13 protein-coding genes and 1 rRNA gene are annotated in these 13,545 nt (G+C 57.0%); 4 read left to right on the plus strand and 10 right to left on the minus strand.

Features of this window, described 5'->3' with window-relative positions:
- A 16S ribosomal RNA gene (locus INT33_RS04625) occupies window positions 1–167 on the minus strand; the annotation flags it as partial.
- 573 nt (window positions 168–740) lie between these two features.
- Here INT33_RS04625 and pyrB point away from each other — a divergent pair.
- On the plus strand, window positions 741–1,766 hold the full coding sequence (pyrB, locus tag INT33_RS04630) for an aspartate carbamoyltransferase (RefSeq protein WP_193091241.1): 1,026 nt from the start codon (window positions 741–743) through the stop codon (window positions 1,764–1,766).
- 13 nt (window positions 1,767–1,779) lie between these two features.
- Here pyrB and ruvX read toward each other — a convergent pair whose 3' ends face one another.
- The 7 genes from ruvX to INT33_RS04665 form a co-directional block, all read right to left on the minus strand.
- A complete protein-coding gene (gene ruvX, locus INT33_RS04635) occupies window positions 1,780–2,235 on the minus strand; it encodes a Holliday junction resolvase RuvX (RefSeq protein ID WP_018918357.1) in 456 nt (151 codons plus the stop codon).
- Window positions 2,235–2,792, minus strand: a complete 558-nt coding sequence (locus INT33_RS04640; RefSeq protein ID WP_192536720.1) for a YqgE/AlgH family protein — start codon at window positions 2,790–2,792, stop codon at window positions 2,235–2,237. The genes ruvX and INT33_RS04640 overlap by 1 nt, the downstream gene beginning before the upstream one ends.
- 62 nt (window positions 2,793–2,854) lie before the next feature.
- Window positions 2,855–3,817, minus strand: a complete 963-nt coding sequence (gshB, locus tag INT33_RS04645) for a glutathione synthase (RefSeq protein WP_193091242.1) — start codon at window positions 3,815–3,817, stop codon at window positions 2,855–2,857.
- A gap of 75 nt (window positions 3,818–3,892) precedes the next feature.
- Window positions 3,893–4,585: a CvfB family protein gene (locus tag INT33_RS04650; protein WP_193091243.1), complete on the minus strand. Its 693-nt coding sequence runs from the start codon at window positions 4,583–4,585 to the stop codon at window positions 3,893–3,895.
- 265 nt (window positions 4,586–4,850) lie between these two features.
- Complete coding sequence (locus INT33_RS04655) at window positions 4,851–5,606, minus strand: 16S rRNA (uracil(1498)-N(3))-methyltransferase (RefSeq protein WP_193091244.1); 756 nt, start codon at window positions 5,604–5,606, stop codon at window positions 4,851–4,853.
- Window positions 5,607–5,608: 2 nt separating this feature from the next.
- Entirely contained in the window at window positions 5,609–6,121 is a 513-nt protein-coding gene (secB, locus tag INT33_RS04660) for a protein-export chaperone SecB (protein WP_018918363.1), read from the minus strand.
- Window positions 6,122–6,171: 50 nt separating this feature from the next.
- Complete coding sequence (locus tag INT33_RS04665) at window positions 6,172–6,594, minus strand: rhodanese-like domain-containing protein (protein ID WP_192536723.1); 423 nt, start codon at window positions 6,592–6,594, stop codon at window positions 6,172–6,174.
- Between the two features lie 290 nt (window positions 6,595–6,884).
- On the opposite strand from INT33_RS04665, the gene gpmI reads away from it, so the two are divergent.
- The 3 genes from gpmI (at window position 6,885) to INT33_RS04680 (ending at window position 10,984) form a co-directional block, all read left to right on the plus strand.
- The gene (gene gpmI, locus INT33_RS04670) at window positions 6,885–8,447 is read left to right on the plus strand and encodes a 2,3-bisphosphoglycerate-independent phosphoglycerate mutase (RefSeq protein ID WP_193091245.1); all 1,563 of its coding nucleotides are present in this window, start codon (window positions 6,885–6,887) and stop codon (window positions 8,445–8,447) included.
- Between the two features lie 20 nt (window positions 8,448–8,467).
- The gene (locus tag INT33_RS04675; RefSeq protein WP_193091311.1) at window positions 8,468–9,604 is read left to right on the plus strand and encodes a murein hydrolase activator EnvC family protein; all 1,137 of its coding nucleotides are present in this window, start codon (window positions 8,468–8,470) and stop codon (window positions 9,602–9,604) included.
- Window positions 9,605–9,679: 75 nt separating this feature from the next.
- Complete coding sequence (locus INT33_RS04680) at window positions 9,680–10,984, plus strand: S41 family peptidase (protein WP_193091246.1); 1,305 nt, start codon at window positions 9,680–9,682, stop codon at window positions 10,982–10,984.
- On the opposite strand, the gene INT33_RS04685 is transcribed toward INT33_RS04680, so the two are convergent.
- On the minus strand, window positions 10,981–12,234 hold the full coding sequence (locus tag INT33_RS04685) for a UbiH/UbiF/VisC/COQ6 family ubiquinone biosynthesis hydroxylase (protein WP_193091247.1): 1,254 nt from the start codon (window positions 12,232–12,234) through the stop codon (window positions 10,981–10,983). The genes INT33_RS04680 and INT33_RS04685 overlap by 4 nt on opposite strands.
- 76 nt (window positions 12,235–12,310) lie before the next feature.
- The gene (gene ubiH, locus INT33_RS04690; RefSeq protein WP_193091248.1) at window positions 12,311–13,540 is read right to left on the minus strand and encodes a 2-octaprenyl-6-methoxyphenyl hydroxylase; all 1,230 of its coding nucleotides are present in this window, start codon (window positions 13,538–13,540) and stop codon (window positions 12,311–12,313) included.
- Window positions 13,541–13,545 lie beyond the last annotated feature (5 nt).

Genomic DNA, 13,545 nt, shown 5'->3' on the forward strand with positions numbered 1-13,545 from the left:
GCCTGGGTTTCCCCAGGTTATCCCCCACTATCGGGCAGATTCCTATGCATTACTCACCCGTCCGCCGCTCGTCAGCGTCTAGCAAGCTAGACCTGTTACCGCTCGACTTGCATGTGTTAAGCCTGCCGCCAGCGTTCAATCTGAGCCATGATCAAACTCTTCAGTTTAAAATCATTGTGATTCTTACTCGCTACCCGAAGATAACAAAAGCGAATCAAACTTGGCTCAAGGTTCAAACGAATAGTACTGCAATATTCCGAAGAATATTACGGTGTTCGCTTGCCTTGATATTTGGTGACTTGTCACCCTCATCGGCAAACGCCCACATGAATTACCTGATCAAATTGTTAAAGAGCGGTTTCGCTTGAGGTTAATGTTACCAACATTCGACTCGATGACCGGAGCCGCTTGCCTCAGCGAGGAAGGCGTATTCTACGCATTTCCTGGTGTTTGTCAACCGCTGTTTTTAGCGAGTGAAGTGAGCGACGTAAATCTCGCTAACCTCCTGACAAACCGAAGGTTTTCACCTTCATTCACCGCTGGTAACGCTTGGCGTCCCCGGCAGCGGATGCGTACTTTACGGATTCGCCGGGCGTTTGGCAAGGGGCTTTTTGAAATAAGTCTGAAAAACATCAGCGGCCTCTTTTATAAGACCTTGAAAGCACTTCGGCGAACAACGTATTGGCGGTTACACTACCCTCTGCCACTTCATCTACCCACTTATATGTATGAGGTCTGTGATGAGCCCCCATCTGCTATCCGTTGACTCCTTAAACCGCGACAGCGTTAATCACCTTTTGCGCGTTGCGGCGCAAATGGAGCCAATAGCCCAACGCCGCCAGATTACGCGTGTTCTTGAAGGAGCCGTACTGGGCAATCTGTTTTTCGAAGCCAGTACGCGTACGCGAGTGAGTTTTCATACGGCGTTCTGTCGGCTGGGCGGTAGCGTGTGCGATACCACTGGCTTTACCTTCTCATCCATGGCTAAAGGCGAGTCGCTTTACGATACCAGCCGGGTAATGAGCGGCTACTGCGATGCGATCGTTATGCGTCACCCGGATCAGGGCTCTGTTGCGGAGTTTGCGGCGGCGACGAATGTACCGGTGATTAACGGCGGCGACGGCCCTGGTGAACACCCAAGCCAAGCCCTGCTGGATATTTATACGATCGACAAGGAGTTTCAGCGGTTAGGCAAATCGTTTGGCGGGGCACATATTCTGCTGACCGGCGATCTCAAATACGGACGTACGGTGCACTCGCTGATCAAGCTGCTGTCTCTTTATGATCCGCTACGTATTACGCTGGTATCGCCGCCGGGGCTTGAAATGCCTACTTCACTGATTGACCTGGTAACGTCTCGCGGGCATCAGGTAGAGGTACGCGATCATTTAGCCACCGACTTCAGCGATTTGGATGTGGTGTACACCACGCGGATCCAGAAAGAGCGTTTCACCGAGGAAATGAACGAGAACTTCCAGGGTATCTCGGATGATTTTATGGTCAATAAAGCGTTTTTGGATCAGCGTTGCACTGATTCCACCATCATTATGCATCCGCTGCCCCGTGATAGCCGCGCCGGCGCGAATGATTTGAACGTCGATCTTAACGGCGACCCGAGACTTGCGATCTTCCGTCAAACAGATAACGGTATTTCCATGCGGATGGCTATCTTTGCCACGCTGCTACAGGTCGATACGCTGATCGAAAAAGATCTTCGCCCGGTGCGCTGGTTTGTGCCCAGCCAGATCGGCACGCTGGACCGCTAAAATTGCGTTCAGGTTAGTAAGCAGAGCGCCCATCGGGAAGGCCTTCCTGGTGGGCGAACCAGCCTTCCAGGATCAATACCGCCGCAATGCCATCCACGCTCTCTTCGCGGTAGTTACCCCGATGCCCGGCATCGCGTGCGATCTGCTTGGCTTCGCGGGTAGAGCCGCGCTCATCGACCATCACACACGGTTTGCCGTAGCGCCCGTGCAGCCGATTGCCAAACTTGCGCGCACGCTTGCTCATGTCCGACTCGCTACCATCCATATTAAGCGGCAGACCAACGACCAATAGGTCCGGCTGCCACTCTTTCAGCAGCTGCTCGACCTTATTCCAGTCAGGGATCCCGTCACGCGCGGTGAGCGGGGCAAGCTCACGAGCACTTCGCAGCAGCTCATTACCCACCGCCACACCAACTCGCCGCGTGCCATAGTCGAAAGCAAGAATTAAACGCTGGCCAATATCCGCCATTACGCGTGCCCTGCGTCTCGGGTCATCAAGTTAAGGTCAACGCCAAGCAAGCCTGCCGCGGCGGTTAACCGCTCCACGGGTGGCGTGTTGAACAATACCTCAGGCTGCCCTTCAACCGTCAGCCAGCTATTTTCCTTAAGTTCATCTTCCAACTGGCCGACTTCCCAACCAGCGCAGCCCAGGCAAATCAGAAAGTGCTCGGGCCCTTCGCCGTTGGCCAACGCCTGAAGAATATCCATGGAGGTTGTCAGCGCAATATCATCCTCAACCTGCACGCTGGAATCCCACTCCTGACTGTCCCCCAGATGCAGAATAAAGCCGCGATCCTTGTGCATTGGGCCACCGTAATAAACTGGCGCGTTACGGTGAGGGCTATCTTCACCGCCCAGCTCTAACTGCTCAAACAATGCATCCAGGGTGATCTCAAGCGGCCGATTGGTAATAACGCCCATACAGCCGTTGTGGTCATGCTCGCACAGGTAGATCAGGCTACCCTCAAAATTGGGATCATCCAGATGGGGCATTGCCATCAAAAAGTGTTGCTTCAAACTTTGCATGCGTCTCCTACGGTCTGCTGGCATTACCAGCAGACCTCAATCATCAAATGTGAATCGGCTTCTCAAGCAGCACTCAGCCGGCGCTCAATGGCATCCAGCAGCAGACCGGCGATATTCGTGCCGCGCTGGTCATCAATTTCACGCACACAGGTCGGGCTAGTGACGTTAATTTCAGTGATGTAGTCGCCAATCACGTCCAGCCCCACAAACATAAGACCTTTCTCACGAATCATGGGCTGTACTTGCTTAATGAGCCAGTAATCGCGATCGGTAAGCTCACGTGTGACGCCACGGCCGCCCGCTGCCAGGTTACCGCGCGTTTCGCCTGCCGACGGGATACGCGCCAGCCCAAACGGCACCGGCTCGCCATCGACCAGCAGAATGCGGGTATCACCGTCTTTAATTTCAGATAGATAACGCTGAGCCATGATCTGGCGCTGGCCGCGTAGCGTTAGCTGCTCAATCACTGCGCCAATATTGCGGCCTTCAGGGCCGATATGAAAGATACCGGTGCCGCCCATACCGTCCAGCGGCTTAAAGATCACATCGCCATGCTCGGCATGAAAAGCCCGCAGCACGTCATCCCGGCTGGCAACCATGGTGGGCGTACAACACTCGGGGAACTGCTGGGCAAACAGCTTTTCGTTACACTGCAAAAGTGCGGCGGTCGGATTGACGATCAACACGCCTTCACGCTCGGCAAAGCCTAGAAGATGAACCGCATTGGTGAAGTCAGCGTCCACCGGCGGGTCTTTACGCATTAATACCACATCCAGCTCAGCCAGTGGCCGAGCGGCTGCTTCACCAAGGTCGTACCAATGGTTAGCGTCGCGATGCACCGTGAGTGGACGCATGCGTGCATAGGCCTGCCCCGCCTGTAAGAAAAGATCTTCCTGCTCCATGTAGTGCAGAGTATAGCCACGTTCCTGGGCCGCCCATAGCATGGCTATAGTGGTATCTTTCTTGTAGGCGATGTCGCTGATGGGGTCCATCACGACGCCGAGATGCAGATTTGATTGACTCATCGGGGCACAATCCATACTTAAACAATAGATAGGCAGTATGCCGTACTGCCTGTCCAGCTCCAACTGCTGACGCCGTTACGGGGCAAGCGCACCCGGCACCAAGCGTATCGCGTCAGGCGCAAGAGTAATCAGCTGCTGCTTATAGAGTCGCCCAATGGCTTGTTTAAACGCACTTTTACTTACGCCTAGGCGCGCCTTAATCGCGTGGGCGTCACTTTTATCGCCCAGCGGCAGGTAGCCGCCACTTTCACGCAGCGCTTTGAGTATTTTCTCACCCACCACGTCCAGGCGTGCGGCTCCTGGCGGTAATAGTGAGATATCCAGGCGCCCGTCTTCACGGCGCTGCTTCACGTAACCCGACAGCGCCTGCCCACGGCGCAGCGGCTGGGTAATATCATCCTGGTAAATTAGCCCCCAATAGCGGTGGTCGACCACGACTTTCATGCCTAGATCGGTGCGATCAGCAACCATCACGGCGACTTCAGCGCCTTTTTCCAAGGCCCAGGCGTCATCGGTCAAAAAACGATCCAGCTTCATCGTGGCAACAGGGCGCCCCTGGTCATCGCTATACAGCATTACCAGTACGCGTTTGCCAACGTCCGGCCGGAAATGTTGCTCACTAAAAGGTAGCAGCACATCTTTAGGCTGCCCCCAGCGCAAGAAGGCACCGGTGTTATTGACGGCCACAACGGTTAAATACGCCACTTCGCCTATTTGGGCAGATGCATCGCTGGCAGCGCGAGGAGGAGTTGTTGATTCACGGGCCATGGGTGCCGTCCTTAAAAAGTGAACCTGCATTATGGCGCCTGAGGATCATTGGGCAAAGTGGCAGCGCACTTTATTAACCCGCAGGGCCTCTTTCAAAATGACCGTAAAGCCAGGCGAAGCATGGAAGGCATCAAGCATACTGCGCAGACTATCTGTCAAGCCGCGGGTATTCAGCGGGCTTAAACAGGCATAAAGCGAACATTCAGACAGCCCCAAAAGCCAGGTCATCTGAACGTGGGAGCTAGGCAGGATAGTTAGTAAGTGCTTACAAATCGCCGAAGTAGTGCTGTAACAACGTTAAAGCAACCACCGGAGCGGTTTCAGTGCGCAGTACGCGCGGACCCAAGGTTAACGGCGTAAAGTCAGCCGCCTGGGCAGCTGCAATATCGGTGTCCGTCAAACCACCCTCAGGGCCAATTAAAAGCGCGGCGGTTTCGGGGCGTTCTGGCTGGTTAAACGCATTGCCGGTGGCTAAATGCAGCATCAGACGAAGCGGCTCCTGGCGAGCACTCAACCATTCATCAAGGCTCAGTGGAGAATGCACCGTGGGCACTACCGCTCGGCCGCTTTGCTCGCAGGCACTGGCAGCCACCGCCTGCCAATGGGCCAGCTTTTTAGCTTCGCGATCTCCCTTCAAGCGTACATCGCCCCGCTCGGTATACAGCGGGGTAATGGCGGCAACCCCCAGTTCAACAGCCTTCTGGATTGCATAATCCATCCGGTCGCCTTTGGAGATCGCCTGGCCAAGATGAACGGCAAAGGGTGATTCACTTTTACACCGCCACACGGCGTCCACCACGGCAAAGGTGTGCTTTCGCCCCACCTCTGCCAAGCGAACGCCCGCTTCTTGGCCCTGACCATCAAACAGCACCAACGGCGCGCCTTCACCCATGCGTAATACACGGGTCACATGGCGCGCCGGGCCTTCCGGCAGCTCTACCGTCTCGCCCACATTAAAAAACGCTGGTACATAGAGACGGGGCATTTTGCCATGCAAGGCATACCAGTCGGCTGCTTGCATGCTTAGTGAGTACTTGCTTCGGCTTGACTAGCCTGCTGCGCTTCACGCTGCTTGCGCTGGGCATACATGGCTTCGAAGTTGACCGGCGCCAGCATCAGCGGCGGGAAGCCACCACGGTTGACCAGGTTATCCACGCACTCGCGGGCGTAAGGGAATAGCAGGTTGGGGCAGAACGCACCCAGCGTCTGCTCCAGCTGCGCACCTTCAATGCCGGAAATGCGGAACAGGCCCGCCTGCTGGACTTCAGCCAAAAACGACGTGGTGCCGGTTTCGTTATCGTTCACCTGAGCCGTCACTTTTATAACCACTTCGTATTGGTCGTCAGCGATTTTTGTGCTGCTGGTATTGAGATCCAGATTCACCTTGGGCTTGAAGGCCTGTTTGAAAACAGAGGGCGAATTCGGCGCCTCAAAGGAGATATCTTTTACATAAATACGCTGCAAAGAGAACTTCAGCTGCGGCTTATCGCCTGACGCTGCTGCGCCAGCTTGCGGCGTGTTGTTATCTTCCGCCATGGGGAAACTCCTCGTTGTTCATTTAATCAATATAAAAGGTGCGACGTTACTTACTTCTTAACCACAGGAAGGCTATCAGCCTGCCACTGCGCCATACCGCCTTTCAGCTTAAACACGCGCTCAAAGCCCGCCTTGGCAAGCTTGGTCTGAGCCACACCTGAGCTCTGCCCCTGCTTGCACACCACAATGATCGGCTGATTTTTTACTTTATTCAGTTCGCTCATGCGGCTGTCGATATTGCTTTGCGGGATGTTACGTGCGCCAGCGATATGCCCAGCTTTAAAGTCTTTCGTTTCGCGAATATCCAGCACAACCGCGTCTTCACGGTTAATAAGCTGGGTTGCCTGCGTTGAGGTCACCGCGTTGGTTGAGGCACTGCGTGTTTCATAAATAAGCCACGCTACCAGCACCAGTAAAAACGCCCCGACGAGCAGGGGGTGGTTCTGTACGAATTCGAGCAGCTGATCGATCATCGCGAACACAATCTCTTAGTCTATGCGGAAAAAAGCGGCTGAACCGCTGACAAAACGCGACAAGTATACACGTCACAAGGCACCCCGCGCAGGCCTTGGTCATGACGCCCGGCAGTTGCCTACGTTATGATGCCCCAAGCGTGCGTCAGTCGCGACCCTGATCACAAGGCATTGTCTGAAAATAACCGGTGTGGCACGTTTATTTTCAAATAATTCTTTAGCGTCAAATCATCTTTTCGCTTTGCGCCGCTTTTTAAGCCGCTTCGATTATTCAACCTAACGAGGTTTTTATGGCTACTTCTACCCCGCACCCCGTCGCGCTGATCATCCTCGACGGTTATGGCCACAATCCTGATAACGCGCACAACGCCGTGGCATCCGCCAACACGCCGGTAATGGACGATCTGTGGGCCAATCGTCCACACGCCTTTGTACATACCGATGGCCGCCACGTGGGCCTGCCCGATGGCCAGATGGGCAACTCTGAAGTCGGCCATATGAATCTAGGGGCGGGCCGCATCGTTTACCAGGACTTCACCCGCATTACCAAAGCGATTGAAGACGGCGACCTGGATATTAACGAAAACCTGACCCTGCCAATTGATGACGCGGTGGCCAATGGGCGCGCCGTTCATCTACTGGGCCTGCTTTCCCCGGGTGGCGTGCACAGCCATGAAGATCACTTTATCGCCATGGCAGAACTGGCGGCTCGGCGCGGCGCGCAGCGCATCTTCATTCATGCGTTTCTGGATGGCAGAGACATGCCGCCGCAAAGCGCCCTGTCTTCCATCGAGCGCTCTAACGCCCGCCTGGCCGAGCTGGTAGGCGCTGACAATGGCTTTGTGGCCTCGATTATTGGCCGCTTTTACGCCATGGACCGTGACAACCGCTGGGAGCGGGTCGAAAAAGCCTACCACTTGCTAACGGAAGGCCAGGCGGACATCTATGCGACCAGCGCCGAAACCGCGCTGCGCGACGCCTATGAGCGTGGTGAAACCGACGAGTTTGTATTGCCAAGCTGCGTATTGCTCAATGATAAGTGCGTTACTTTACAAGACGGTGACGCCGCTCTGTTCCTCAACTTCCGCTCTGACCGAGCCCGCGAGCTTACCCGCGCGTTTGTAGAGCCCGAGTTCAGCGGATTTTCACGCAAAGCCCGCCCGTCACTGGCCGGTAAAGGGCTGGTCATGCTGACCCAATATGCAGCGGACATTCCCGCGCCGGCCGCGTTCCCGCCATTTGATCTCAACGACACCTTAGGCGAAGTCGTCGCCAAACGCGGTTTAACCCAGCTGCGTATTGCCGAAACCGAAAAATACCCGCACGTGACGTTTTTCTTTTCAGGCGGACAGGAAACGGAGTTTGACGGCGAAACGCGTATTTTGCTGCCCTCCCCTCAGGATGTGCGTACCTACGATGAAAAGCCTGAGATGAGCGCCTATGAAATTACCGACAAGCTGGTTGAGGCGATTGATGCCAGGCAGTTTGATCTGATTGTGTGTAACTACGCTAACGGCGATATGGTTGGCCATACCGGCGACTTTAACGCCGCGGTAAAAGCCATTGAAACGGTCGATATCTGTGTAGGTCGCGTTGTAGAAGCCATTGAGCGGGCAGGCGGCGCGTGCCTGATTACTGCCGATCACGGCAACGCCGAGCAGATGGTTCACCCAGAGACCGGCGCCCCGCAAACCGCACATACAACGTTCGTCGTGCCGCTGGTCTACGTTGGCGAACGCGCCGGCGCGTTAAGCGATGGTCGTCTATGCGATTTAGCGCCCACGCTATTGACCATGATGAATCAATCCGTTCCCCAGGCGATGACCGGGAAGCCATTGATCGATTTCAGTTGATTATACGTCCGCTAATATCCATGCGTGCGGCATTAGCGCTTAGTGCGCTTTTGATAGCCATGTATTCACCGGCGGGCTTGGCCCGGCCGGATGAAAATGCGGCACGCCAGCAGCTAGACGCGCTAGGCCAGGAAATCGAGTCGCTCTCGCAGCGACTGAGTGCCACCGGCCAAGCGCGCGACAGCGCCGAACGTGACTTACGCGAAGTCGAGACGGAACTGGCCGAGACTCACCAGCGTCTTGATGCCCTGCAGGCCGAGCGGCGTCAGCTAGACGACGAAATGGCGCAGTTAAATCAACATCGCGAGCGCCTGGAAGGAGAGCGAACCCGTCAGTATGCGGCGCTTAGCCAGCAGTTGGCCGCCCTGTATCGATTAGGCCCTACGCCGCAGCTTAAGCTACTGCTTAATCAGGGCGACCCGGCCGAGCTGGACCGCATGCAGGCTTATCTCAACCGGTTTACCCAAGCGCGTAACCAGCGGCTTGCCGATATCGCCCGCCTGGACGCCGCGCTTGCCGATACCCAGCACGCGCTGAATGAACGCCAAACGCGCCTGCTGAGCCTGGAAGACGAGCTGGACTCACAGCGCGCTCGACTGGTCGAGCGCACTAACGAGCGGAGTAGCGTGGTGGCAACGCTGGATGACCGCTACGGCAGCGAAGCCGACCGGCTAGCGGACCTGAACGACAACCGAGAACAGGCGGAGCGCAAGCTGCGTGAAATACAGGCAGAACTCGCTCGCCTCGATGCCCCCACGCCTACGACCAATATCACCCGCACCCAGGGAGATTTGCCGTGGCCGGTACAAGGTGACATTACCACGGCATATAACCGTCGTGACGGGGTTCACTATAATGGTATTGTCATTCAGGCCAGTGCCGGTACCCAGGTGGGTGCAGTGCACACCGGGCGGGTGGTATTTGCCGAATGGATGCGCGGGTTTGGCAATCTGGTGATTATCGACCATGGTGATCAGGTAATGACGCTTTACGCTCACCTGCAGCAGTTTAGCGTTCGCCCCGGCCAGCAGGTCAGCCGTGGCGATGAGATCGGTCGTGTAGGCGACAGTGGCGGGCAACCCCGCGCCGCGCTCTACTTTGAAGTACGTCAACGTGGCGAACCAATTAACCCTCAGCGTTGGATTGCGCGCCGCTGACGGGATAAGCTGAAACGCATTAATGTCAACTAAGGTGGCGCTTTGTAACGCTGCCTATCGCCTTGCGGAGTCTGCATGACGCCATTTGTTACCGACGTATCGGCCCCTGCCAAGCGACTCTTGGCTACCCTGCTTCCCCTTGCGCTACTGTCGGCCCCGCTACCGCTGCTTGCTCAGCCAGCCAACCAATCGGTAGCCGATGACCTGCCGCTTGAAGAGATCCAGACCTTCGCCGAGGTATTCGAGCGCATCAAGCGTGGCTACGTTGAAGAGGTCGATGACCGCACTCTCTTGCGTAACGCCATGCGCGGCATGCTGAGCGAGCTGGATCCGCACTCGGCGTATCTCGATGAAGAGGAATACCAAAGCCTGCGTGAAACCACCCAGGGCGAGTTTGGCGGTATCGGTATCGAAGTGGGCATGGAGAACGGGCAGCTGGTGGTGGTAACACCCATCGACGATACCCCAGCCTCACGGGCAGGGCTGCTGTCACGCGATGTGATCATTGCCATCAACGGTACGCCTACCGAAAGCATGTCGCTGCAGGAAGCGGTGACCATGATGCGCGGCGAACCGGGCAGCGAGCTGCGTATTTCCGTGCTGCGCACGGGCGAAGAGACGCCGCGCACCTTTACGCTGAACCGCGAAGTGATTCGCAGTGAAAGCGTCAAGCACGAGCTGCTTGAGCCAGGCTATGGTTATTTACGCATCAGCCAGTTCCAGGCGCGCACTACGGAGCAGGCACGCCAGGCGATTGAGCGCATGATGCGCGAGCAGCCGCTGGAAGGCCTGATCCTTGATCTGCGTAACAACCCCGGCGGTATCCTGCAGGCCGCGGCTGGCGTGGCGGATCTCTTTTTAGATGACGGTTTGATCGTGTACACCGAAGGACGCCTTTCTGACACTGAGCTTTCGTTCTCAGCCTCGCCAGATACCCCCGCAGGCGATATTCCCCTGGTGGTGCTGATTAATAGCGGCAGCGCATCGGCCGCAGAAATTGTTGCCGGCGCCCTGCAGGATCAGCGGCGCGGCGTGATTATGGGCACCGATAGCTTCGGCAAGGGCTCGGTTCAGCAAATTATGCCGCTGGGTAATGGCGAAGGCCTGAAGCTCACCACGGCGCTCTACTACACGCCGAACGGGCGCTCCATTCAGGCCCAGGGCATTGTTCCAGATGTAGAGGTGGTGCGCGGCCGCCTCGAAGTGGCCGAAAGCCGCCTGGAACTTCGCGAGTCGGATTTAGGCGGCCACCTGGACGCCCAGCAGCCAGCAACACAGGCACGCATGTCAGCGACTGAACGGCTGCGCGACGACTACCAGATGAGCGAAGCGCTTAACTTGCTTAAAGCACTCAACGTGGTGGATCGCCGCCGCCGTTAACGACAGCTAAGCGGCAGGCGCCCGCGCTCTCCGGTGGCCTGCCGCATTACCATCCGCTTTAAAGGACTGAGTCGATTCATACCGCTCATGCCCAGGTTGCGCACTAACGTCAACACCGGCATTTGGGTACCAAATAGCTCTCTAAAACCCTTCATCAGGCCTAGCATGGCGCTATTGTCCAGACGCCGCCGACGCTCATAGCGGCGTAGCGTACTTAGCTCGCCCCAGGGGGCACCGCGTCGCCAGGCACTAATCACTTCTTCGGCAAGTACCGCTGCATCCATCAGGCCCAGATTAACGCCCTGCCCTGCCAGTGGGTGAATACTGTGTGCGGCATCGCCCACCAGCGCAAAGTGCGCCAGCACATACTGCTTTGCATGGCGCTGCACCAGCGGAAAACGGTATGTCTGATCACAGGCGACAACGTCGCCCAAACGATGGCCAAATGCCTCGTCTAGCGCCTGGCCCAAAGCTTCGCGCGATAACTGGCCAAGCGTTGAGGCGTGCTCAGGCGTGGTCGACCAGACAATTGAGCAATAACGCGCGTCGCCGTCCACGGTAAGCGGTAAAAAAGCCAGCGGCCCGCCCGCCAGAAACGCTTGGCGCGCAGTGCTGCCATGGGTTTGCGTGCACTTGATGGTAGTGACCACGGCTTCCTGGCCCATGTCATCACTGACAACGTCTATCTCGGCCATTTCGCGCAGCGTTGAGCGCGCGCCGTCCGCCGCCACCAGCAACGGCGCATGCAGTGTGCGCCCGTCAGCCAGCTTCAACCAGCGCCCGGTGACCGAGGTTTGCAGCGCCCGTAACGTCGCCCCAAAAAAGCACGTTACGTTGGGGTGACCAAGCACCTGATCGTTTAGCGCTGCTTGGGTGACCGCGTTTTCAACGATATGTCCAAGCACGGACACCCCGGCTTCATCGGCAGAAAAGTTGATCTCCCCACTGCCATCGGCGTCCCAGACCTGCATATAGCGGTAAGGCGTTACACGACACTCGGCCATCGCGGGCCATACGCCCAAATGGGTGAGCAAGCGCTGGGATACCGGCGTTAATGCGCTTACCCGAGGGCCTGGCAGCGCCTTGTCGATCGACTCCCAGCCAAGCGGCTCGTTACGTGTCTCAACTAATCCAACGCGTATGCCCGCCTGCGCCAGCAAGGCAACCAGCGCCGTCCCGACTACGCCCGCACCAACGACGACAACGTCAAAGCATTGGGTAGGGTCAGTTTGTGTCGCATGCGTATCCATAGCGTTCCTTGGGTCTGATCTTGATTATCCTGCGGTTGGTTCGCGCTTTACTTAAGCCCGGGCGAGCGGTTGATAATTAACGCTCCAAACCCATCGCCCGGCGTGCTAAGCCGCGACGCAACGGCCCAATTAGATTAAGGCCAATCAGTCCCGCGGCTCTGGCATGCGGCAGTAACGGCAATGATTGACCAAACAGGCGCACCAGGCCATCGCTAAAGTGAATCACATTGCTGCGATCACGCGCCCGCTTTTGCTCAAAAGCCAGCAGCGTGGCCATATCGCCCAGTGACCGCTTGGCCTGTTCGCCCTGCTCAAGTGCTTCGACTAAATCCATGATACCGCGCAGCGCCAGATTAAAGCCCTGCCCGGCGACCGGATGCAGTGCATGGGCGGCGTTGCCCAGAACCGCAAGCCCTGGGCGAACCGGTTCTTCTGCCGTCACCAGCGAAAGCGGATAGCTATAGCGCTTGCCTGCCCGGATAAAGCGTCCTACACGATCGCCAAAAGCGGCCTGTAACTGAGAGAGGAATTCGCGATCCGGCAACGCCATTCGCGCCTGCTCCTGTCCCGAAGGGTGTGTCCATATCAATTCCATTGCCTGTCCGGGAAGAGGCAGAAGAGCCATCGGCCCTTCCTGGGTAAAACGCTCATAAGCCACCCCTTGGTGGGGCTGGCTGATACCTACATGAGCAATCAGTGCGGTCTGCTCATAGGAGTTACGCCGGCTGCTGATGCCCAACTGCTCTTTAAGGCCCGAACGGCCACCGTCGGCAAGTACGGTTAATGCTGCACGCAGTTCGCTACCGTCAGAAAGGCGCAAGTAGTGGCCGTTTGCTTCAGGTGAGAGCTTGTCTACCTTGGCCGGGCAATACCACTCGACCGGCAGGGTTCTTAAGTGGCGATGAAGCACCCGTCCCATCCAGGCATTGGGAATAACATGCCCCAACGCATCGACACCCAGTTCCTGAGCGCTGAGGCGCGTAGCACCCAATCGCCCGCGCTCGCTGATATGAATATTTCGAATAGGTGTCGATTCCGCCTGCATGGCCTCCCAGACGCCCAACTGGCGAAAGCGCTGCGCAGAGCCCTCGGCAATAGCGCTTGCCCGGGCGTCAAAGCTTGGCTGCCAACTCTCGTCAAGCGGCGCGTCATTAAGCGGGGCCGCTTCGATAATTGCGACTTTCCAACCATAGCGCTCGATCAGTGGAGCCAGTGCGCAGCCTAAGCTGGCGCCCACTAGCCCACCCCCGACGATGACAATATCGTGGGTGGTCGTCTGTGCTGGCGTATGCCCCGACTGCGCCATTGGCG

The organism is Halomonas colorata, assembly GCF_014897985.1.
In the GTDB taxonomy this organism is placed as follows: Bacteria; Pseudomonadota; Gammaproteobacteria; order Pseudomonadales; family Halomonadaceae; genus Vreelandella; species Vreelandella colorata.

Excerpts from the sequence above, each read along its gene's own strand:
- pyrB (WP_193091241.1), top strand. The coding sequence starts at position 741 with ATGAGCCCCCATCTGCTATCCGTTGACTCCTTAAACCGCGACAGCGTT.
- ruvX (WP_018918357.1), bottom strand. The coding sequence starts at position 2,235 with ATGGCGGATATTGGCCAGCGTTTAATTCTTGCTTTCGACTATGGCACG.
- INT33_RS04640 (WP_192536720.1), bottom strand. The coding sequence starts at position 2,792 with ATGCAAAGTTTGAAGCAACACTTTTTGATGGCAATGCCCCATCTGGAT.
- gshB (WP_193091242.1), bottom strand. The coding sequence starts at position 3,817 with ATGAGTCAATCAAATCTGCATCTCGGCGTCGTGATGGACCCCATCAGC.
- INT33_RS04650 (WP_193091243.1), bottom strand. The coding sequence starts at position 4,585 with ATGGCCCGTGAATCAACAACTCCTCCTCGCGCTGCCAGCGATGCATCT.
- INT33_RS04655 (WP_193091244.1), bottom strand. The coding sequence starts at position 5,606 with ATGCAAGCAGCCGACTGGTATGCCTTGCATGGCAAAATGCCCCGTCTC.
- secB (WP_018918363.1), bottom strand. The coding sequence starts at position 6,121 with ATGGCGGAAGATAACAACACGCCGCAAGCTGGCGCAGCAGCGTCAGGC.
- INT33_RS04665 (WP_192536723.1), bottom strand. The coding sequence starts at position 6,594 with ATGATCGATCAGCTGCTCGAATTCGTACAGAACCACCCCCTGCTCGTC.
- gpmI (WP_193091245.1), top strand. The coding sequence starts at position 6,885 with ATGGCTACTTCTACCCCGCACCCCGTCGCGCTGATCATCCTCGACGGT.
- INT33_RS04675 (WP_193091311.1), top strand. The coding sequence starts at position 8,468 with ATGCGTGCGGCATTAGCGCTTAGTGCGCTTTTGATAGCCATGTATTCA.
- INT33_RS04680 (WP_193091246.1), top strand. The coding sequence starts at position 9,680 with ATGACGCCATTTGTTACCGACGTATCGGCCCCTGCCAAGCGACTCTTG.
- INT33_RS04685 (WP_193091247.1), bottom strand. The coding sequence starts at position 12,234 with ATGGATACGCATGCGACACAAACTGACCCTACCCAATGCTTTGACGTT.
- ubiH (WP_193091248.1), bottom strand. The coding sequence starts at position 13,540 with ATGGCGCAGTCGGGGCATACGCCAGCACAGACGACCACCCACGATATT.